We start from the raw sequence: 18,759 nt of genomic DNA, 5'->3' as shown, positions 1-18,759 counted from the left end.
GCTCGTCACGGCGACCGGTCGACCTACTGGCAGACTGGCGCGCATGGCGTCAACGATCTGGGAACACGTGCTCACCCACGATCTGGCCGTGCCGACCGATCGCCCCCTCGCCGAGCTGACCACAGAGCTCACCACCATGCTCGGCAGCACCGATCCGGTGCAGCGCGACACGACCGCCTACCAGGTCCTGGCCACCTGGATCGAGCGCGGTGTGTACGACGACCTGCTGGTCGGACTCGGCGACGGAATGGCCGCCGGACTCGACGTCGGGATCGGCGAGAGCGGCACCGACACCGTGTTCCGCCGAAGCTTCTCCGCGCTGGTCCTCGCCGAGTGCCTCGACCGGGGCAACAACATCGGGTTGTCCTCGTCGAAGGTGCTGGAGTGGGGTGACCGCATCGCCAGCTGGTACGTCCGCGAGCAGGACCTGCGCGGTTTCGTCGAGGGCAAGGGCTGGGCCCATGCCGCGGCGCACGGCGCCGACGCGATCGGCATCCTCGCCGGCTCGCCGCACTTCACGTCCAACGAGCTCACCGTGCTGCTCGACGTGCTGGCGGACCGACTGCTCCTGCCCAACGCCGAGCTGCTGGTCTGCGGCGAGCCGGACCGGATGGCCGAGGCCACCGCGATCGTCCTGCGCCGCAACCTGGTCCCGATCGGGGTGCTCGAGGCCTGGATCGCGCGGCTGGCGAACGCCGCAACGGCCAGCGGAGGCGAGGGAAACCCGTTCCTGACGACGTTCAACGCGCAGTCGTTCCTGCGTGCCCTCTATCTCAAGATCGCCTTCTCGACCCCGGCGCCCGAGCTGCGGGCCGATCTGTTGCTCGTCCTCATCGACCGGCTGCGCGAGTCGAACCCACACCACCTGGGTGATGGCTAACCTCTGGTTATGAGTGACGAGAGCGGATCGTTGACCGGCCACGGCGGCGAGCTCGCCGTGCATGTGGCCCGCGCCCACGGCGTCGAGACCATGTTCACCCTCTCCGGGGCCCATGTGTTCCCGATGTACGACGGCGCGGTGAAGGCCGACCCGCCGATGCGGCTGGTCGACGTACGCCACGAACAGACGGCGGCGTTCGCGGCCGAGGCGACCGGCAAGCTCACTCGCGTTCCCGGCCTGGCCGTGCTGACCGCCGGCCCCGGTGTCACCAACGGGGTCAGCGCGATCGCACAGGCCCAGTTCGCCGGCTCCCCCATGGTCGTGGTGGGCGGTCGCGCGCCGGGCAACCGCTGGGGCACCGGCAGCCTGCAGGAGCTCGACCAGCCGCCGATCATCGCACCGGTGGCCAAGCACGCGCGCACCCTGCCGACCGTCGGAGACATCGCGGGCGGCATCGACGACGCGTTCGCCGCCGCCCGTTCCCCGCATCGGGGCCCGGCCTTCGTCGACGTGCCGATGGATGAGTTCTTCAACTCGGCGACGAGCGACTTCACCGGCGTGCGGCGTACCGACCCGGCGGTCGCGGACCCTGAGTCGGTCACCGGCATCGCCGAGCTGATCGGTCGTGCGCAACGGCCGGTGCTGGTCCTGGGCACCGACGTGTGGGCCGACGGGGCCGACGTGGCCGCCCGCAGCTTCGTCGAGGCCATCGGCATCCCGACGATCACCAACGGCATGGGTCGCGGCGTGGTCCCCGGCGGACATCCCCTGCTGGTGACCAAGGCCCGCGGCCAGGCACTGGGCACCAGCGACCTCGTGGTCGTGGTGGGCACGCCCCTCGACTTCCGGCTCGGCTACGGCGTCTTCGGCGGCAAGGACGGTGCGCCGGTCGCAGAGGTCGTGCACATCGCCGACTCGGAGGCGCAGGTCTCCGGACACGCCACGCTCGCCGGGTCGGCGTACGGCGACCTGTCGTTGCTCTTCGAAGCCCTGGTCGATGCCATGCACCAGGTGGTGCGCAAGCCCGACTGGTCACCGTGGGTCTCGGCGCTGCAGCAGGGCGTGGCAGCGGCCGTCGAGCGCGACAGCGCGCTGCTCTCCGCCGAGGCCGACCCGATCCACCCGGCGCGGATCTACGGCGAGCTGGTGCCGCGACTGGCCGACGACGCGGTCGTGATCGGCGACGGTGGCGACTTCGTCAGCTTCGCCGGCAAGTTCGTCGAGCCCAAGCGGGCCGGGTGCTGGCTCGATCCCGGGCCCTACGGCTGCCTGGGCGCGGGACTCGGCTCCGCGATGGCGGCCCGCATCGCCCGGCCCTCGTCCCAGGTGGTGCTCCTGCTCGGCGACGGCGCGGCGGGCTTCTCGCTGATGGACGTCGACTCGCTCGTGCGCCAGGACCTCCCGGTCGTGATGGTCTGCGGCAACAACTCCGCATGGGGCCTCGAGAAGGGCCCGATGCAGATGCTCTACGGCTACGACGTGGCCGCCGACCTCGCACCGCGCACGCCGTACGACGAGGTGGTCAAGGCCTTGGGCGGCGCCGGCGAGACGGTGAGTGATCCCCGTCAGATCGGTGCCGCGATCGACCGCGCCTTCGCCTCCGGTGTGCCCTACCTGGTCAACGTGATCACCGACGTCGAGGCGGCCTACCCCCGCGCCACGTTCGGCATCTGAGCATGGAGGTCAGGGAGGCGCACGCCGCCGAGCTCAGTCGCATCGGCGAGCTGACCGCGGCGGTGTACGTCGACGAGGGGTACATCCATGCCACTGCCGAATACGTGGCCGAGCTGAAGGACGCGCAGGCGCGAGCCACCGGAGCCGAGCTGCTGGTCGCGGTCGACGAGGGCGAGCTCCTGGGGGCTGTGACGTACTGCCCCACCGGGTCGAAGTGGCGCGAGACGGCCGAGGACGACGAGGGTGAGTTCCGGATGCTCGTGGTCGCTCCCACCGCACGAGGTCGCGGTGTCGGCCGTGCCCTGGTGGCTGCCTGCCTCGACCGGGCTCGTGCCGGCGGGTTGTCCGGCGTACGCCTCTCGTCGCTGCCGACCATGAAGTCGGCGCACCGGCTCTACGCCGCCCTCGGCTTCACCCGGCTCCCGGAGGCGGACTGGTCGCCGGTCGAGGGCATCGACCTGCTGGCGTTCGGCCTGCGCTTCAACTGAGGTCAGAGCCGGGACAGGAACTTCTCGGCGTCGACGACGACCCGGGTGACCTCGCCGTTGCCGACCAGCTTGCCGCCGTCGCGCGCGGAGACCGCGAAGCGCACCAGCCGCCCGTCGGCGTACGACGACGAGGCGGTGACCACCACCTCGGCGCCGACCTTGCTGGCGGCCAGGTGCTCCAGGGAGACACGCGTGCCGACCGAGGTACTGCCCTCGGCCAGCGTGGGCTCGATCGCCGCGCAGGTGACCGCCTCACACCAGGCCAGCAGCCGCGGTGTGCCGAGGACGGCAAGGGAGCCGCTGCCGACCGCGAGCGCGGTGTCGTCGTCGGTGACGGTGAAGGTCAGGGCGGCGGTGAGGTCAGCGGTCGACATGCAGTGAGTCTCGCGCACCATGCGCGCCGACCGCCAACGGCGTACTCAAGAATTGCCGGTTCGAGGCGCAAGAGTTGCAGGCTCGCGCACCAAAAACCCACGGTTCGCGACAAATGAACGAACCCCCTCGCCAAAGGGATTGGCTCGGGGGTTCAGCAGGCCTGACGAATCAGGCGTTGGGGCGCTTGCCGTGGTTCGCGCCCTTCTTCTTGCGCGAGCGGCGCTTGCGTCCGGTCTTGCCCATGGTTTCCTCCTGGAGATCTGCGGCGGCCATTGTCGCAGCAAAGCCACCCGGGCCGCGAATCGGCCCGGACACTTCACTCGTCGTGGGTCACTGTTCGGTGATCCGGACCTGCACCTGGCGCAACTGCACGAGCACCCGCTCACGCAGGCCCTGCGGCGCCGACTCGGAGCACGAGCGGGCCACGACGGCCTTGACGGTGCGCTCGAGGTCGTACTTCGCGAGGCACGGTCCACACTCGTCGAGGTGCTGGCGGACGACCGAGCAGTCGGCCTCGTCGAGCTCGTTGTCGATGAGGTAGACGATGCGCTCGAGGAAGTCCGAACAGTCTTCGGTCTCGTTCTGCCCGGTCATCACTCGTCACCTTCCGGGGCGGACTTCAGCAGGTAGTTGTCGCGGACGTAGCCCGACAACATGTCGCGCAACTGGCGCCGGCCGCGGTGCAGCCTGGACATCACGGTGCCGATGGGTGTCTCCATGATCTCGGCGATCTCCTTGTAGGGGAACCCCTCGACGTCGGCGAGGTAGACCGCGAGGCGGAACTCCTCGGGGAGACGCTGCAGCGCGTCCTTCACCTGGGAGTCGGGGAGATGCTCGAGGGCTTCCATCTCCGCCGACTTGAGCCCGGTCGAGGAGTGTGACTCCGCGCGGGCGAGCTGCCAGTCCTCCACGTCTTCGGCCATCGACTGCTGCGGCTGGCGCTGCTTCTTGCGATAGGTGTTGATGAACGTGTTGGTGAGGATGCGGTAGAGCCAGGCCTTGAGGTTCGTGCCGGGCTTGTACTGGTGGAAGGCGGAGTACGCCTTCGCGAAGGTCTCCTGGACCAGGTCCTCGGCGTCGGCCGGGTTGCGGGTCATCCGCATCGCGGCCGAGTAGAGCTGGTCGAGGAAGGGCATGGCGTCGCGCTCGAACCGCATCGAGCGCTGCGCGTCGGTCTCGTTGGCGATGTCGACCTCGGTCATGTCGACATCGGTCGTCAGGGATTCAGTCATCGCCTCCCAGACTACCGGGGCGGCGGGACGTTCGAGTACGGCGATCACATAGTCCAGAACAGAACCGGACCGTGGTTGATTCCCGGAGGGCCGGATCAGCGCCCGGTGACCTCCCGGACGATCCACTCCAGGGTGGCCTCCACGATCATCGCGGTGACGTCGTCACCGCTCAGGGGTGCGGCCTTGCCGACCCGCAACGAGTGGTCGGCGTAGGGCACCTCGAGCAGCTCGGTGCCCGCCGGGAACTCCTCGGGCCGGCCCATCGGGTCACGGGCGCCCTGCACGACCAGCAGCGGCACCCTCACGCCGAGCAGCTCGTCGACCCGGCTCTTCTCCGGCCGCCCCGGTGGGTGCAACGGGAACGACAGGGCCAGTACGCCGGACGCCCCCAGGGCGCGCGACGAACGGGCCGCCGAGCGTGCCCCGGCGGAGCGGCCGCCGAGGATCAACGGTGTTCGCGGCCGCAGGTGGTCCGCGGCGAGCTTCAGGGCCACGTCGAGGGTGGGCGGGGCGGTCGCGACCTTCTTTCCGGCCACCTTCCACGGCTGCTCGAGGCGGTGCACCGTGATGCCCTGGCCGGGCAGGGCCTTGGCCAGTGCCTCCAGGTCGGGAGTGTCGATCCCGGCACCGGCGCCGTGGCTGAGCAGCAGTGTGGCGACCGGGCGACGGGAGCGTGAGGACACCAGCCGTGCATCGCCGTACGGCGTGGGCAGCATCTTCTCGACGTTGACCATCACTCCACCCCTTCGACGGGCAGCGGCTCGATGAGCTCAGGGCCGTTGTTGCGCACGTTGCTGACCAGGGTCGAGACCGGGAACGCCTCGAGTCGCCCGGGGGCTGCGGGTTCGAGCAACGACAGCAGGTCGTCGGTCGACTTGCTGGTCGGGTCGAGCCAGTCGCCCCAGCGGTCGGCGGGCACCATCAACGGCATGCGGTCGTGGATCCGGCCGAGCGAGTCCTCCGCGTCGGTGGTGATCACCGTGCACGTCCAGCGGAACGGCGCCGGATCGTCGTCCGGCCGCGACGGGTCACGCCAGATCTCGTAGAGCCCCGCCATGGCCAGCACCCCGCCGTCCTGCGGGCGGATGAAGTAGGGCTGCTTCTTCGGCTTGCCGGACTTGGTCTGCTCCTCGGTCTTGTACCACTCGAAGTAGCCGTCGGCGGGCAGCAGGCAACGCCGCGAGGCGAAGGCACGGCGGTACGCCGGCTTCTCGGCGACGGTCTCCATGCGCGCGTTGATCATGCGGTTGCCGATCGAGGCCTCCTTGGCCCACGACGGGATCAGGCCCCAGGTCAGCACGCGCAACTGGCGCTGCTGCGGGCGCTCTTCCTTGGCGGGCCGTTCGAGCACGGCGTACACGTCCTTGGTCGGGGCCACGTTGTAGTCGGCCTCCAGCGGCTCAGGGACCAACGACTCCTGGACCTCGAACTCCTCGATGAGGTCCTCGGGCTGGCGCGACGAGGCATAGCGTCCACACATGCGCCGAGACTATCCGTGCACGACGAAGGAGTGCACGGATAGTAGCGAGGCGGGTCGAGCAAGCCCCGCGACCGAGCTTGCGAGGTCGCGACGGGCGGGTCGAGACACTCAGTGAGGTGCGCAGGGCAGCGAGCCAAGTCGAGACGCCCGAGGAGCCGACCACCCGCACACGGTGGTCGGCGCCTCCCCGAGCCGAGTTCCCCCGGCAGGTTCAGGTACGGCAGGTTCAGGTGCGGCAGAGCTCGTCGAGCAGTGCGGCTGCCGCGCGGTCGGTCGAGGGCAGTCCCTCGATCCAGATCCTGGTCGGGTGGTCGGCCATCCCCAGCAAAGTGCGCACGAGCGCCACACGGCGACCCAGTTGCGCGTCCCTATCCACGACCACCACGACCCGGTTCGTGCCGGAGCGACCGATGGTCTCGGTGCCGCTGAAGACAGTTCGCGCAGCGTCCCCGAGGCGGGAAAGCCTCATTGCTCGCGTGAACTGGTCGGCACCGTGACCCGGCCGCTCCTCCGGGATCTCCATCACCACGAGGGCGTGGGTCTCCTCGATTCCCGCAGCGTCCCGTCCGAGCTGTCCCCGGTACAGCTCCGACAGGCGGCTGCGGATGTGCGCCAGACTGGCCAGACCCGTGAGCGGGTCCTCGCAGGACAGCTGGTGCAGGTAGGCCAGTGTCGACTCGCTCCATGCCATGGACAGCGCACGGATGTCGTCAAAGGCCGGTTCCCCTCCCGTGACGGCACGACTGGTCTGGCCCAGTTGGTCGAGAGCCTCGTCGAGCGAGGCTCCGTCCCTGGCCAGAGCCCGTCCTGCCACTTCACAGGCTTCAGCGGAGCCTGATCCCGAGGCGAGAGCCTCTCCCACTGCTTCGAACGGCGCCGGCAACCCCAGCCGTACGCGTTCGTCCAGTGAGCCCATCGCCTCGGGACCATCCGTGTTGCTTCGTCGCACCAACGTGTCGAAGAAACCCACGGCCCTGCTCCCCTCGGTTCGTCATGCTCGACGTTCTCGTGACCTTGAAACGGGGCGGGGCGGGCTTCATGACGCGGTTTCGCAAAACTTTCTCCCGGGCACGTCTGCCCCGGCAGCTCCGGGGCCCGCGCGGCCGGGTCCGCAGAGGACTACGCTGAACAGCGTCATCAATTGCGAACTGGATCGTTGGACAACCGTGAGCACCACACTTCCCGAACTCGAGGAACTGGGCGATGCCGAGCTGATCTCGGCCGTCCGGGGTGGCGACACGTCCGCATACGGCCAGTTGTTCGAGCGCCACGTGGGCGCGGCCCGCCGCCTGGCCCGCCAGCTGATGAGCCCCTCCGACGCCGACGACCTCGTCTCCGACGCGTTCACCAAGGTGCTCAAGGTGCTCCAGGGCGGAGGCGGCCCCGACGTCGCGTTCCGCGCCTACCTGCTCACCGCCGTACGCCGACTCCACGTCGACCGGATCCGTGCCGGGTCGCGGCTGCACACCACCGACGACCTGGAGCCGTTCGACCCCGGGGTGCCGTTCCGCGACACCGCCGTCGAGGGGTTCGAGAACGCCGCGGCCGCCAAGGCGTTCGCCTCGTTGCCCGAGCGGTGGCAGCTGGTCCTGTGGCACACCGAGGTCGAGGGCCAGAAGCCCGCCGAGGTGGCCGCCCTGCTGGGCATGAGCCCCAACTCCGTGTCGGCACTTGCCTACCGGGCCCGCGAGGGCCTGCGGCAGGCCTTCCTCAACTCCCACGCCGAAGAGCTCGAGGCGCCCGAGTGCCGCTGGACCCACGACCACCTCGGCGCCTACGTGCGCCAGGGCGTGGCCAAGCGCGACGCCACCCGCATCGAGAAGCACCTCGACGAGTGTCGTGGCTGCATGGCGATCTACCTCGAGCTGACCGAGGTCAACTCGAACCTGGGCGCCCTGCTGGCGCCGCTCCTCCTGGGCAGCTCCGCCGGCATGGCCTACCTCGCCGGCGCCGGATCGCTGGCCACCAAGGGCTTCCTGCTTCTCTTCGTCGACCGGATCAAGGACTTCGTCGCCGCCAACACCCAGGTGGCGGCCGTCAGCGGGGTCGTCGCGGTGACCGCCGTCGCCGGGGTCTCGTTCGCGGTCATGTCCGGTGGCGACGACCCGGCCCCCGCCGCGCGGGACCGGGCCGAGGCACCAGCCACCACCGACAGTCCTTCACCGACGGCCACCCAGCCGGCGCCAGCACAGTCCAAGGCCCCGCCGAAGGCCAAGGTGCCAGTTCCTGCGCCCGTGACGTCGGCGCCACCGGTGACCTCAACGGCCCCGACGACCGAGCCGTCCGTCGTCCCACCGACCAATGCCGCGCCGCCCGTCGACTCCCCCGCCCCGCCGCCGAAGGACGAGCCGAAGCCAACGGACAAACCCACGGAGCAGCCCCCGCCACCGCCGCCACCGCCGCCACCACCACCACCGCCACCGGTGGCCGACCTGACGATCACCGCCTCCGCTGAGCGGCTCGCCGCCTCGACGATCTGGAAGGTCACCTCCACGGTCAGCCACGGTCCGGCCACCCTCCAGATCACCAGCGACAACCCGGTGCTGGTCCTCGACCTCCTCGACGGACGGTGCAGCCGCATCGGCGTGGGCAACTTCAGCTGCAGCGTCGGCGCGGACGGCCCGGAGACCTTCGACCTGACCGCGATGAAGGTGTTCACCACCAGCACCCTCACCTTCACGGTGACCCCCGACGACGGCACCGAGGACGCCGACCCCGGCAACAACACCCAGACCGTCCTGCTGGCTCCGTGACGCCAGCGCCGGGTCGATACCCTTCCCCCGTGACGACACCTGATCCCTGGCCCGCACCACGCGCCCTCGAACCTATCGAGGCCACCGTCTCCCTGCCCGGGTCCAAGTCGCTGACCAACCGCGCTCTGGTGCTGGCCGCCCTGGCCGACGGCCCGTCCGTCGTACGCCGGGCGCTGCGCTCGCGCGACACCGAGCTGATGGCGACCGCCCTCACCTCGCTCGGCGCCGACATCGACACCACCGGCGACGACTGGAGCGTCTCCCCCGGCGCGTTCGACCGTGACGCCGCCGTCGACTGCGGCCTGGCCGGCACCGTCATGCGCTTCGTGCCTCCGGTGGCCGGACTGTCCAGCGGCACGATCGCGTTCGACGGCGACGCCCACATGCGCAACCGCCCCATCGGCGAGGTCCTGACCGCCCTGCGTGGGCTCGGCGTCGACATCTCCGACGGAGACCGGCTCCCGTTCACCGTCTCCGGTCACGGCAGCGTCCGCGGCGGGACGGTCGTGGTCGATGCCTCAGCGTCCTCCCAGTTCATCTCCGCACTGCTGCTCGCGGGCGCCCGTTACGACGAGGGGCTCGACGTCCGCCACGACGGCAAGCCGGTCCCGTCCCTCCCCCACATCGACATGACGGTCGCCATGCTGCGCCAGCACGGTGTCGAGGTCGACGACTCCGACGCCAACCGCTGGGCCGTGGCACCCGGCCCGATCCGTGCGGTCGACCACGAGATCGAGCCCGACCTCTCCAACGCCGCACCGTTCCTCGCGCTCGCCGCGGTCTCCGGTGGCTCCGTGACGGTGCGCGACTGGCCGGAGAGCACGACACAGGCCGGAGACGCCCTGCGCGACATCCTGGAAGCCATGGGTTGCGAGGTCACCCGCTCCGAACACGGTCTGACCGTCACCGGAACCGGCACGCTGCACGGCGTCGACCTCGACCTGCACGACGTCGGCGAGCTGGCACCGGCGATCGCGGCCCTGTGCGCATTGGCCGACTCGCCCTCGCACCTGCGCGGCATAGCCCACATTCGCGGCCACGAGACCGACCGGCTGGCTGCCCTCGCCGCCGAGCTCGGCAACCTGGGCGCGGATGTCACCGAGCACCCCGACGGGTTGTCGCTGCGCCCCGCTGCCCTGCACGGCGGCGTGTTCCGCACGTACGCCGACCACCGCATGGCGCACGCCGGTGTCATCCTGGCCGCCGCCGTCGACGGCGTGCTCGTGGAGGACATCGCCACCACCTCGAAGACCTTCCCCGACTTCGCTGCGTTCTGGGCCGGCCTGCTGCCGGCAGGGGCTGGTCGCCCGTGAGTGGCCGCTACTCCGACCAGGACATCGAGCACTACGACCGACCGCGTCGCCGTACCCGGCCGCGGACCAAGGACCGCCCGTCGTACGACGACGCGGTCGAGGCCGTCGTGATCACGGTCGACCGGGGCCGCTTCACCCTCAACTACGAGGGCCGACGGGTGATGGCGATGAAGTCGCGCCCACTGGGTCGCAAGGGCGTGGTCGTCGGCGACCGGGTCCGGGTCGTGGGCGACATGTCGGGCAACGACGGCTCACTGGCCCGCATCGTCGAGGTCTGCGAACGCTCCACCACCCTGCGCCGCACCGCCGACGACGACGACCCCGTCGAGCGGGTCATCGTGGCCAATGCCGCGCAGCTCGTCGTGGTGGCCGCGCTGGCCGACCCGGAGCCGCGCCCGCGCCTGATCGACCGGGCCCTCGTGGCAGCGTACGTCTCGGGCATGCAGCCGATCCTGTGCCTGACCAAGTCCGACCTGGCCGACCCCGAGACGCTGCTGTCGACGTACCGCTCCCTCGGCGTCCCGTACGTCGTCACTCAGCGCGGCGGCGACGTCGGACCAGTGCGCGACGTGCTCAGCGGCACCACCAGCGTGCTCGTCGGACACAGCGGCGTCGGCAAGTCGACCCTGGTCAACGCCCTGGTGCCCGACGCGATGCGCGAGGTCGGCGTGGTCAACGCGGTCACCGGCCGGGGGCGGCACACGTCGACGTCGGCGTACATGCTGGCCCTGCCCGATGACGACGGGTGGATCATCGACACGCCCGGCATCCGCTCGTTCGGCCTGGCCCACGTGCAGCCCGAGGACCTGATCGGCGCCTTCCCGGACCTCGAGGAGATGATCGACGAGTGCCCGCGCGGCTGCACGCACGGCAGCGGTGAGCCGGAGTGCGGGCTCGACACCGCCATGGAAGCAGGCGACCTCGACCCCGAGCGGGTGGAGTCGTTCCGGCGGCTGCTGGCCTCGCGTGAGGGCAGCCCGGACCAGGAGCGCTAGCCGCCCCAGACCAGGCGGGCGCCCTGCTCACCGGTCTGGAAGGTCGTGGCGATCGCCGCGATCGCGAAGATGACCAGCATCGACACCATGGTCCACTCGATGATCGGGGCGTGCTTGCCGCGCGCCCCACGTCCGGAGACCAGGGCCGAGGGGCCACCCAGTGCCCACGCGCCCAGCAGGACCACGAAGAAGAACACGATGGTCACCCAGAACAGGATGTTGGCCTGCTCCTGGTGGAAGCGGAACCGGTCGGCGTTGGCACCGGCGTCGACCATGCTCGCCTTGAGGTTGCGGCCGGAGAACCAGGCGGCCAGGACCGCGATCAGTGCGGCGGTCTGCGCGCCGACCATCGGCCAGCGGGTCGACCAGCGCCAGCGGGGCACCACGGCGTAGGTCGCGGCCAGCACAGCGGCCACGGGAACGAGCACGACCGCCGCGTGAATGATCAGGGGGTGTGCAGGCAGGCCGTTGATCTCCATGCCCTGAACCCTAGGGCACGACCAAGCCAAACCTGCAGAGGAATAGCCTGTGTCCATGGCCACCGACTACACCGACGACCTTCGCCTGGCGCACGTCCTGGCCGATGACGCCGACTCCCTGACCCAGGCGCGATTCAAGGCGCTCGACCTGCACGTGATGAGCAAGCCCGACCTCACGCCGGTCACCGACGCCGACCAGGCTGTCGAGGAGGGCATTCGCCGTACGCTCTCTCGGGTGCGTTCCCGCGACGCGGTCGTCGGCGAGGAACAGGGCACCACCGGGCACAGCCAGCGTCGCTGGGTGATCGACCCGATCGACGGCACCAAGAACTTCGTCCGCGGCGTGCCGGTCTGGGCGACGTTGATCTCGCTGGTCGTCGACGACGAGGTCGTGCTGGGCGTGGTCTCCGCACCGCAGCTGCAGCGCCGGTGGTGGGCCTCCCGGGACAACGGCGCCTGGACCGGCCGCTCCCTGTTGAAGGCGACCCAGATCCACACCTCCGACGTACGCCGCCTCGAGGACGCCTCACTGGCCTACTCCTCGCTCTCCGGGTGGGAGGAGCGCGGCCGGCTCGAGGACTTCCTGTCGCTGACCCGTCGCTGCTGGCGCACCCGTGCGTACGGCGACTTCTGGTCCTACATGCTGGTGGCCGAGGGCGCCGTCGACATCGCCGCCGAGCCCGAGCTGGAGCTCTACGACATGGCCGCGCTCGACATCATCGTGCGCGAGGCCGGTGGCCAGTTCACCTCGCTGGCCGGCACTCCCGGTCCCTTCGGCGGCAACGCGGTGGCCAGCAACGGGCATCTCCACGAGGCCGCACTGGCGTTCCTGGGGTCGTCCGACACGACCGACGAGGGCCGGCCCCCGCAGGGCGGCTCGGTGCACGACCTCAGGTCACGCCGTCGGACACCCGCGGACCAGGACGTGCGTCCGGAGGACGAACCCCCGCTGGGCTGACGACCGTCCTCGCCCCGCGCCATCGTGTGAACCGTGCCAGCAGCCACGGCGCGACGAGCAGCGCGACCAGGTCGAACCAGCCGTAGCCGCCCGCGGCTCCCGAGGGCGGGTTGCCGATCCCGATCCCGAGGATCGGGTCGTGCGCCTGCCACGCCCAGTTGCCCAGCCCGGTGCCGAGCAGCTCGAGGTGGCTGACCACGACGAACGCACCGACGTACACCTCGCGCGAAGGCCCCCAGAGCAGGAACCCGGCCAGGCAGAGGAACCAGAAGAACCCGAGCGAGTCGCCCTCGGCCAGGCCCGCCCCGGCCCACACTCCGCCGACCAGCACCACGGCGTACGACGCATGCGTGAGGTGGCGACGCACGAACGGCGTGTGGCCCAGCGCCCAGGCCGAGAGATAGACGAGGCCGTGCCCCGGTGGCACGTAGGCCGGCACGTTCTCGAACCGGTAGAGGTAGACCTCCAGCGTCGGCGAGAAGACGAACTCGATCACCGTCGCGAACGCGACCACCACCAGTGCCTGCGTGCGGACCAACGGCGTGAACCAGCGCAGTGCCAGCACGAGCACCAGCCAGGTGCCGAGGCCCAGTCCGCGTTGCAGCCACAGGCCTCCCCCACCGTCGGCCCGGTCGAGCAGGAGCACGACGGAGAGCCACCCCATCAGGAGCACCGGCGTCCGCACTGTGTTCACGGGCCTACCCAACCACCTCGTCGGACCACTAGCGTGACTGGTGTCACACCAAGAGACCGGGAGGTCCCATGCGCATCAATGACGTGCTCCACGGCAAGTCACGACAAGACGTCGTCACCATTCGCCCCGACGCCACCGTGCGGGAGCTGGTCGGTCTGCTGGCCAAGCACAACGTAGGGGCCCTGATCGTCAGCAACGACGGCACCTCGGTCGACGGGATCGTCTCGGAGCGCGACGTCGTACGACGCCTGCACAGCGACCCCGCCGTGCTGGAGGCCACCGTCGACACGATCATGAGCACCCAGGTGCAGACCTGTGAGGGCACCACGCCCGTCGACCACCTCATGCAGGTGATGACCGAACACCGGATCCGCCACGTGCCCGTGCTCACCGACGGAGCCCTGACTGGCATCATCTCCATCGGCGATGTGGTGAAGAGCCGCATCGGCGAGCTCGAGTTCGAGCGCGACCAGCTCGACAACTACCTGCACCAGACCTGAGAGGCAACACGCTGTGAGCACTGAGAAGCCCGAGATCGATTTCGTCGACCCCGAGCCGCCGACCGACCTGGTCATCACCGACCTGACGGAGGGCGACGGCGACGAGGCGACCGCCGGCTCGACCGTGTCGGTGCACTACGTGGGTGTGGCCCACTCCACCGGCGAGGAGTTCGACGCGTCCTACAACCGCGGCGCGCCGCTGCAGTTCCGCCTCGGCGTCGGCCAGGTCATCTCCGGCTGGGACACCGGCGTTCAGGGCATGAAGGTCGGCGGCCGCCGCCAGCTCGTCATCCCGCCGCACCTGGGGTACGGCGACCGCGGTGCCGGCGGCGTGATCAAGCCCGGCGAGACGCTGGTCTTCGTCGTCGACCTGATCGGCGTCTCCTGAACTGACAGCTCAACGACGGCTCGCTCCCCACCAGGGGGCGGGCCGTCGTCGCTTGTCCGAGCACGACGTCCTGCGAACCGGTCGCTACCAGGGCAGGCCGTCGTCGGCGTCCGGGTCGTGCACGGCCACGCGCGCACCGAGGGTGCCGAGGGTGACCACGTCGCCCACCACCAGCTGGCGGCCGCGGCGCAGGTCGACCTCGCCGTTGACGGTGACCAGCCCGTCGGCGATCACGGTCTTGGCCTCGGCGCCGTTCTCGACGAGGTTGGCCAGCTTGAGGAACTGCCCGAGCCGGATCGAGTCGTCGCGGATGCCTACGTCGGTCGTCATGCGCCCATTCTCCCCTCGCCCACCCGGTAGTCCCTAAAGAGGGCTCACCGCCCGGTCGTGAGGGCCGGTCCGAATGCCGGGACCGGTCAGGGGATCAGGATCGTGGCGGCGTGGATGATCACGCCGACCAGGCCACCGACGATCGTGCCGTTGATGCGGATGAACTGGAGGTCGCGGCCGACGTGCAGCTCGATGCGGTCGGCGGCCTCCTTGCCGTCCCACTGCTCGATCGTGTGGGTGATCACCGTGGTCAGCTCGGCGCCGTAGCGAGAGATCCCGAACACCACGGCGTCTGCCAGCAGGTCGTCGAGTCGGCGCTGGAGGCCCTCGTCGGTCTCGAAGCGCTGGGCGACGCGCACCAGCTCGCCCTCGAGCCGCGCCTTCAGTGGCCCGGTGGGGTCACGCAGCGCGGCCAGCAACGCATTGCGCAGGGCCTTCCACAGCGAGATGCCGGTGGCGGAGAACTGCGGGTGCTCGAGCAGTCGCAGCTTGAGGTTCTCCGCGCGCTTCTGCGTGTCCTCGTTGAAGAGCAGGTCCTGGCCGAGCTGGGCGAGCATCGAGTCGAGGGCCGCCCGGGCACGGTGCTGCGGGTCGTCACGGATGTCGGAGAGCCAGCGCACCGCCTCGGTGTGGATGCGCGTGGTGACCGCGTCGTTCAGCTTCGGTGGCGCCCACCAAGGGGCACGCTCACCGAGCACCTCGACGAAGGTGTCGTGGTTGTGCACCAGCCAGGCGTGCAGCTCCTCGAGGGCCAGGTCGACCACACCGTGGTGCAGGTCGTCGCGGACCGCCTCGACGAGGAACGTCCCGAGGATCGGCGCGATCGGTTCCTCGCGGAACCGGGGCACCAGCACGGCGTCGACCAGCTCGACGATGTGCTGGTCCTTGACCCGACCGAGGCCGATGACGGAGATGTCGGTGACCTCGGAGACCACCCGGGAGGCGTTGACCGGGTTCGCCGCCCAGTGGCCGATGCGCCGTGTCACCTGGGCGGAGTTGACCCGCTCGCGGACGATGCCCTCCTGCAGGAAGTTCTCCCCCACGAACTCCTCGAGGCCCCTGCCCAGGTCGTCCTTGCGCTTCGGGATCAGCGCGGTGTGCGGGATGGGGAGGCCCAGCGGGTGGCGGAACAGCGCGGTCACGGCGAACCAGTCCGCCATCGCACCGACCATGCTGGCCTCCGCCCCGGCGTTGACGAAGCCGAGCCATCCGTCCTGGCCACGCGTGGCGACGTACACGACGGCGGCGAAGACGAGCAGGCCGAGAGCCACGGCGCGCATGCGGCGCAGGCCCCTTCGTCGTTGCTCGTCCGCCTCGGGCGCGGGGGTGATCAGTGGAATGCTCATCGCGGGTCGATTGTGTCAGGTGGGGCCCCGGTAGCATTCCCGCCATGCCTCGCACCGTCATCACCTTCGGCACCTTCGACGTGTTCCACGTCGGCCACCTCCGCGTCATCGAACGCGCCGCCGAGTTGGGTGACCGCCTCGTCGTCGGGGTTTCTGCCGATGCGCTGAACGAGCGCAAGAAGGGCCGCTCCCCCGTGTTCAGCCAGGGCGAGCGCCTGGCCATCGTCGCCGCACTCAAGCCGGTCGACGAGGTGTTCGTCGAGGAGAGCCTCGAGCTCAAGCGCGACTACATCCAGCGGTTCGGTGCCGACGTACTCGTCATGGGCGACGACTGGAAGGGCCGCTTCGACGAGTTCTCCGACATCTGCGAGGTGGTCTACCTGCCCCGCACGCCCGCCATCTCCACGACCGCCCTGATCGAGAAGATCTCAGGGACCGCCTGAGCCTGCGGCCTCCCCACCGGCTGGGATACCTTCGCTCCATGCCTTCTCCGCGCATGACGCCCCGTGCTGCCCTGGCGGTGACCCTTGCGGTCGTCGTCGCAGCCCTCAGCGCCCCGGCGTACGCCGACAGCGACCACGCCTCGCGCGTGACGCAGAGCCACGCCAAGGACGACCACGGATCCAAGGAGGAGAAGGCCCTCCAGGCCCTCGCGTCCGCCACGGACGCGCTCAGCGGAGAAGGATCCCAGGACGCCAGCATGGCGTTGCTCGAGGTGCAGCAGACCAAGGCCGACCTGCCCGCGGCCGAGCAGGACCGGGCCGAGCAGCTGATGCTGCGGCCCAGCGACTCCGGCACGGCACCCGCGCCGGAGATCAGCTACGGAACCCAGACCGACGAGATCGACTGCACGGCACACTTCTGCGTCCACTGGGTCAGGACCGGCAAGCACATGCCCGACCTGACCGACTCCGACAACGACGAGGTCCCTGACTACGTCGAGCTCGTCGAGTCGGTGATGGAGAACGTGTGGGCCCGCGAGGTGGGCGACCTGCGCTACCGCCGACCGCTCAGCGACGGGGCGAAGGACAACCCCGTGGGCGAGGGCCGCACCGGGCTCCTCGACGTCTACCTCGGCGACACCGGCGCCAGCCAGGTCTACGGCTACGCCAACATCGACGAGTTCACCACGCGTGCCGCCGGATTCCTGGTGCTCGACAACGACTTCGCCGACTTCTCCGGTGATCCGACCGAGTCCTTGAAGGTGACCGCGGCCCACGAGTTCTTCCACACCGTGCAGTTCGCCTACGCCACGAACGAGGACCCGTGGTTCATGGAGTCCACGGCCACGTTCATGGAGGAGCGCGTCTACGACGAGATCAACGACAACCGCCAGTACCTCCGCTACAGCTCCCTGGCCAGGCCTGCCCAGTCCCTCGACGCCGACGGCGGCGCCTGGTACGGCAACTGGATCTTCTTCGAGCACCTCGGCAACAGGTTCGGCACCGACGTGGTCCGGCAGGTCTGGTACCGCGCCCGTACGGCGTCCGTCACGTCCACCGGCGCCCTCGACGCGGAGCTGCGCGCGCGCAGCACCAGCCTCGCCGCCGCGTTCGTCCGGTTCTCCGCCGACAACACCATGCCCGACAAGGCGTACGAGGAGGGCGCGGCGTACCCGAACACAGCGATCGCCGGAACCTGGCACCTCGACACGGCCACCCGTACCACCAGGTGGCGGACCTTCTGGCTCAAGCACCTAGCGTCGCGCAGCTACAACATCACGCCCGGCACGGGAATGGGCGCCAACTGGCAGGTGCGCATCGAGATCACCGCGCCGTCGTACGCCGCCCGCGCCCACGTGGTGCTGCACCTCACCAACGGTTCTGTCGTCCAGCGGCCGGTGGCGCTCAACTCAGAGGGACAGGCGACCCGCCGCTTCGTCTTCGACAAGAACATCGTGTCGAGGGTGACCCTGACCCTGGCCAACGGATCCGCACGCTACCGCTGCTGGTCCGGCACCCAGTTCAGCTGCGAGGGCACCCCGCTCGACGAGGGGCGCGGCTTCAAGTACCGCGCCACCTCTCAGCGGGGCTGAGGCGGTCAGGTGGTCGTCACGATCGTCGTCATCGCCCTGGTCGTGGCGCTGATCGTCTCCTCGGTCGCGCTCGGCCGGGTCCTGTCGCACAACAGGCAGTTGCGCGAGGAGCGCGACGAGCTGCTGCGTCGACTCGAGAGGCCCGCGCCGAGCCTGCCGCGACAGGCCGCCACGTTCGCGTTCCGCACGGCGGTCGGCACGGCTGTGCGCGTCCGCGAACAAGGTGTCGGCGGCTTCCTGACCTCCTCGATCGAGGAATGGACCGGCATCGCGCTGGCCGACCGCACCGAGATCGAGAAGGTCGCCGCACCCGACGGCACGGTGACGATCTTCTTCTCCGACATCGTCGACTCAACCGCACTCAACGAGCAGCTCGGCGACCAGCGCTGGATGGCGCTGCTCGAGGCCCACGACAAGGTCATCCGCAAGCGGGTCACCGCGCACGGCGGCCACGTCGTGAAGTCCCAGGGCGACGGTTTCATGGTGGCCTTCGGCGACCCGGGCGAGGCGTTGCGTGCCGCGATCTCCATGCAGACCGGGCTGGCCGAGGCCCGCGGACGCGTGCTGCGGCGTACGCCGGTGGAGGTGCGCATGGGACTGCACACGGGCCGCGCGATCGAGAAGGACGGCGACTACTTCGGCCGCAACGTCGCCATGGCCGCCCGCGTGGCCTCGCACGCCGTCGGCGGCGAGATCCTGGTCAGCGACGCCGTGCACGAGGGCCTGGTCGCGGACTTCGACTTCGGTGAGCCGCGGCGGGTCGAGCTGAAGGGGTTCCCCGGCGAGCACGACCTGTGGCCGGTGGGCCTGCTGGACTAGACCGGGGGCCGGACCAACCA

The 18,759-nt window shown here is 70.0% G+C and carries 23 protein-coding genes; 12 read left to right on the top strand and 11 right to left on the bottom strand.

All coding sequences use genetic code 11. From position 1 onward, the window contains the following. The first annotated feature begins 43 nt into the window (after positions 1-43). Genes ASH02_RS03005 through ASH02_RS02995 form a run of 3 tightly spaced genes read left to right on the top strand, consistent with a single transcriptional unit; the run spans position 44 to position 3,042 of the window. Complete coding sequence (locus ASH02_RS03005) at positions 44-880, top strand: DUF2785 domain-containing protein (protein WP_056686331.1); 837 nt, start codon at positions 44-46, stop codon at positions 878-880. Between the two features lie 9 nt (positions 881-889). Beyond that, complete coding sequence (locus ASH02_RS03000) at positions 890-2,554, top strand: acetolactate synthase (RefSeq protein ID WP_056686328.1); 1,665 nt, start codon at positions 890-892, stop codon at positions 2,552-2,554. A gap of 2 nt (positions 2,555-2,556) precedes the next feature. After that, the gene (locus ASH02_RS02995; protein WP_056686325.1) at positions 2,557-3,042 is read left to right on the top strand and encodes a GNAT family N-acetyltransferase; all 486 of its coding nucleotides are present in this window, start codon (positions 2,557-2,559) and stop codon (positions 3,040-3,042) included. A gap of 2 nt (positions 3,043-3,044) precedes the next feature. On the opposite strand, the gene ASH02_RS02990 is transcribed toward ASH02_RS02995, so the two are convergent. The 7 genes from ASH02_RS02990 to ASH02_RS02965 form a co-directional block, all read right to left on the bottom strand. After that, positions 3,045-3,416 carry a thioesterase family protein gene (locus ASH02_RS02990; protein ID WP_056686783.1) on the bottom strand — a complete coding sequence of 124 codons (372 nt, stop codon included), beginning with the start codon at positions 3,414-3,416 and terminating at the stop codon, positions 3,045-3,047. A 169-nt stretch (positions 3,417-3,585) separates the two neighbouring features. Next, complete coding sequence (locus ASH02_RS27465) at positions 3,586-3,660, bottom strand: 50S ribosomal protein bL37 (RefSeq protein ID WP_396378553.1); 75 nt, start codon at positions 3,658-3,660, stop codon at positions 3,586-3,588. 87 nt (positions 3,661-3,747) lie between these two features. Continuing rightward, positions 3,748-4,011 (bottom strand): mycothiol system anti-sigma-R factor, encoded by a 264-nt coding sequence (gene rsrA, locus ASH02_RS02985; protein WP_056686322.1) that lies wholly within the window; start codon positions 4,009-4,011, stop codon positions 3,748-3,750. Continuing rightward, the gene (locus ASH02_RS02980) at positions 4,011-4,649 is read right to left on the bottom strand and encodes a sigma-70 family RNA polymerase sigma factor (protein WP_056686780.1); all 639 of its coding nucleotides are present in this window, start codon (positions 4,647-4,649) and stop codon (positions 4,011-4,013) included. Before ASH02_RS02980 ends, rsrA begins: the two co-directional genes overlap by 1 nt. A 95-nt stretch (positions 4,650-4,744) precedes the next feature. Further along, positions 4,745-5,383, bottom strand: a complete 639-nt coding sequence (locus ASH02_RS02975) for an alpha/beta hydrolase family protein (RefSeq protein ID WP_057294274.1) — start codon at positions 5,381-5,383, stop codon at positions 4,745-4,747. Continuing rightward, a complete protein-coding gene (locus tag ASH02_RS02970) occupies positions 5,383-6,129 on the bottom strand; it encodes an SOS response-associated peptidase (RefSeq protein WP_057294273.1) in 747 nt (248 codons plus the stop codon). The genes ASH02_RS02975 and ASH02_RS02970 overlap by 1 nt, the downstream gene beginning before the upstream one ends. Before the next feature lie 226 nt (positions 6,130-6,355). Further along, on the bottom strand, positions 6,356-6,943 hold the full coding sequence (locus tag ASH02_RS02965; protein WP_056686314.1) for a hypothetical protein: 588 nt from the start codon (positions 6,941-6,943) through the stop codon (positions 6,356-6,358). Positions 6,944-7,295: 352 nt separating this feature from the next. On the opposite strand from ASH02_RS02965, the gene ASH02_RS02960 reads away from it, so the two are divergent. The 3 genes from ASH02_RS02960 to rsgA are packed head-to-tail and all read left to right on the top strand — an operon-like array spanning position 7,296 to position 11,190. Next, complete coding sequence (locus ASH02_RS02960; protein WP_056686310.1) at positions 7,296-8,882, top strand: sigma-70 family RNA polymerase sigma factor; 1,587 nt, start codon at positions 7,296-7,298, stop codon at positions 8,880-8,882. A gap of 29 nt (positions 8,883-8,911) precedes the next feature. Continuing rightward, positions 8,912-10,195: a 3-phosphoshikimate 1-carboxyvinyltransferase gene (gene aroA, locus ASH02_RS02955; RefSeq protein ID WP_056686307.1), complete on the top strand. Its 1,284-nt coding sequence runs from the start codon at positions 8,912-8,914 to the stop codon at positions 10,193-10,195. Next, the gene (gene rsgA, locus ASH02_RS02950; RefSeq protein WP_056686304.1) at positions 10,192-11,190 is read left to right on the top strand and encodes a ribosome small subunit-dependent GTPase A; all 999 of its coding nucleotides are present in this window, start codon (positions 10,192-10,194) and stop codon (positions 11,188-11,190) included. The genes aroA and rsgA overlap by 4 nt, the downstream gene beginning before the upstream one ends. Here rsgA and ASH02_RS02945 read toward each other — a convergent pair. Beyond that, a complete protein-coding gene (locus ASH02_RS02945) occupies positions 11,187-11,669 on the bottom strand; it encodes a hypothetical protein (RefSeq protein WP_056686301.1) in 483 nt (160 codons plus the stop codon). The genes rsgA and ASH02_RS02945 overlap by 4 nt on opposite strands. A 55-nt stretch (positions 11,670-11,724) precedes the next feature. Between ASH02_RS02945 and hisN the strand changes: the two genes are divergently transcribed. Next, positions 11,725-12,627, top strand: a complete 903-nt coding sequence (gene hisN / locus ASH02_RS02940) for a histidinol-phosphatase (protein ID WP_082564041.1) — start codon at positions 11,725-11,727, stop codon at positions 12,625-12,627. Here the strand turns inward: hisN and ASH02_RS02935 are convergent. After that, positions 12,560-13,321, bottom strand: a complete 762-nt coding sequence (locus ASH02_RS02935; RefSeq protein WP_056686298.1) for a hypothetical protein — start codon at positions 13,319-13,321, stop codon at positions 12,560-12,562. The two genes, hisN and ASH02_RS02935, sit on opposite strands and share 68 nt — an antisense overlap. Positions 13,322-13,389: 68 nt before the next feature. On the opposite strand from ASH02_RS02935, the gene ASH02_RS02930 reads away from it, so the two are divergent. Together ASH02_RS02930 and ASH02_RS02925 are read left to right on the top strand one after the other, a co-directional pair. Then, positions 13,390-13,821, top strand: a complete 432-nt coding sequence (locus ASH02_RS02930; protein ID WP_056686296.1) for a CBS domain-containing protein — start codon at positions 13,390-13,392, stop codon at positions 13,819-13,821. A gap of 13 nt (positions 13,822-13,834) precedes the next feature. After that, positions 13,835-14,209, top strand: coding sequence for an FKBP-type peptidyl-prolyl cis-trans isomerase (locus tag ASH02_RS02925; RefSeq protein WP_056686294.1), 375 nt, complete (start codon positions 13,835-13,837; stop codon positions 14,207-14,209). An 84-nt stretch (positions 14,210-14,293) separates the two neighbouring features. Here the strand turns inward: ASH02_RS02925 and ASH02_RS02920 are convergent, their stop codons facing one another. Next, the gene (locus ASH02_RS02920) at positions 14,294-14,539 is read right to left on the bottom strand and encodes an RNA-binding S4 domain-containing protein (protein WP_056686291.1); all 246 of its coding nucleotides are present in this window, start codon (positions 14,537-14,539) and stop codon (positions 14,294-14,296) included. An 86-nt stretch (positions 14,540-14,625) separates the two neighbouring features. Continuing rightward, positions 14,626-15,885: a DUF445 domain-containing protein gene (locus ASH02_RS02915; RefSeq protein ID WP_056686286.1), complete on the bottom strand. Its 1,260-nt coding sequence runs from the start codon at positions 15,883-15,885 to the stop codon at positions 14,626-14,628. Positions 15,886-15,929: 44 nt separating this feature from the next. Here ASH02_RS02915 and ASH02_RS02910 point away from each other — a divergent pair, with 44 nt between their 5' ends. Genes ASH02_RS02910 through ASH02_RS02900 form a run of 3 tightly spaced genes read left to right on the top strand, consistent with a single transcriptional unit; the run spans position 15,930 to position 18,739 of the window. Beyond that, positions 15,930-16,328: an adenylyltransferase/cytidyltransferase family protein gene (locus ASH02_RS02910; protein WP_056686284.1), complete on the top strand. Its 399-nt coding sequence runs from the start codon at positions 15,930-15,932 to the stop codon at positions 16,326-16,328. Between the two features lie 38 nt (positions 16,329-16,366). After that, the gene (locus ASH02_RS02905) at positions 16,367-17,920 is read left to right on the top strand and encodes an MXAN_6640 family putative metalloprotease (protein WP_156393734.1); all 1,554 of its coding nucleotides are present in this window, start codon (positions 16,367-16,369) and stop codon (positions 17,918-17,920) included. 9 nt (positions 17,921-17,929) lie between these two features. Further along, positions 17,930-18,739 carry an adenylate/guanylate cyclase domain-containing protein gene (locus ASH02_RS02900; protein ID WP_056686276.1) on the top strand — a complete coding sequence of 270 codons (810 nt, stop codon included), beginning with the start codon at positions 17,930-17,932 and terminating at the stop codon, positions 18,737-18,739. Positions 18,740-18,759: the final 20 nt, after the last annotated feature.

It is taken from the genome of Nocardioides sp. Soil796 (assembly GCF_001429525.1).
Taxonomy (GTDB): domain Bacteria; phylum Actinomycetota; class Actinomycetes; order Propionibacteriales; family Nocardioidaceae; genus Nocardioides.
The sequence above is the reverse complement of the archived record's forward strand: the minus strand, read 5'-3'. Positions and strand labels throughout refer to the sequence as shown.

Coding starts and splice junctions, on each gene's coding strand:
- ASH02_RS03005 (WP_056686331.1), top strand. CDS start 44: ATGGCGTCAACGATCTGGGAACACGTGCTCACCCACGATCTGGCCGTG.
- ASH02_RS03000 (WP_056686328.1), top strand. CDS start 890: ATGAGTGACGAGAGCGGATCGTTGACCGGCCACGGCGGCGAGCTCGCC.
- ASH02_RS02995 (WP_056686325.1), top strand. CDS start 2,557: ATGGAGGTCAGGGAGGCGCACGCCGCCGAGCTCAGTCGCATCGGCGAG.
- ASH02_RS02990 (WP_056686783.1), bottom strand. CDS start 3,416: ATGTCGACCGCTGACCTCACCGCCGCCCTGACCTTCACCGTCACCGAC.
- rsrA (WP_056686322.1), bottom strand. CDS start 4,011: ATGACCGGGCAGAACGAGACCGAAGACTGTTCGGACTTCCTCGAGCGC.
- ASH02_RS02980 (WP_056686780.1), bottom strand. CDS start 4,649: ATGACTGAATCCCTGACGACCGATGTCGACATGACCGAGGTCGACATC.
- ASH02_RS02975 (WP_057294274.1), bottom strand. CDS start 5,383: ATGGTCAACGTCGAGAAGATGCTGCCCACGCCGTACGGCGATGCACGG.
- ASH02_RS02970 (WP_057294273.1), bottom strand. CDS start 6,129: ATGTGTGGACGCTATGCCTCGTCGCGCCAGCCCGAGGACCTCATCGAG.
- ASH02_RS02945 (WP_056686301.1), bottom strand. CDS start 11,669: ATGGAGATCAACGGCCTGCCTGCACACCCCCTGATCATTCACGCGGCG.
- hisN (WP_082564041.1), top strand. CDS start 11,725: ATGGCCACCGACTACACCGACGACCTTCGCCTGGCGCACGTCCTGGCC.
- ASH02_RS02930 (WP_056686296.1), top strand. CDS start 13,390: ATGCGCATCAATGACGTGCTCCACGGCAAGTCACGACAAGACGTCGTC.
- ASH02_RS02920 (WP_056686291.1), bottom strand. CDS start 14,539: ATGACGACCGACGTAGGCATCCGCGACGACTCGATCCGGCTCGGGCAG.
- ASH02_RS02915 (WP_056686286.1), bottom strand. CDS start 15,885: ATGAGCATTCCACTGATCACCCCCGCGCCCGAGGCGGACGAGCAACGA.
- ASH02_RS02910 (WP_056686284.1), top strand. CDS start 15,930: ATGCCTCGCACCGTCATCACCTTCGGCACCTTCGACGTGTTCCACGTC.
- ASH02_RS02905 (WP_156393734.1), top strand. CDS start 16,367: ATGCCTTCTCCGCGCATGACGCCCCGTGCTGCCCTGGCGGTGACCCTT.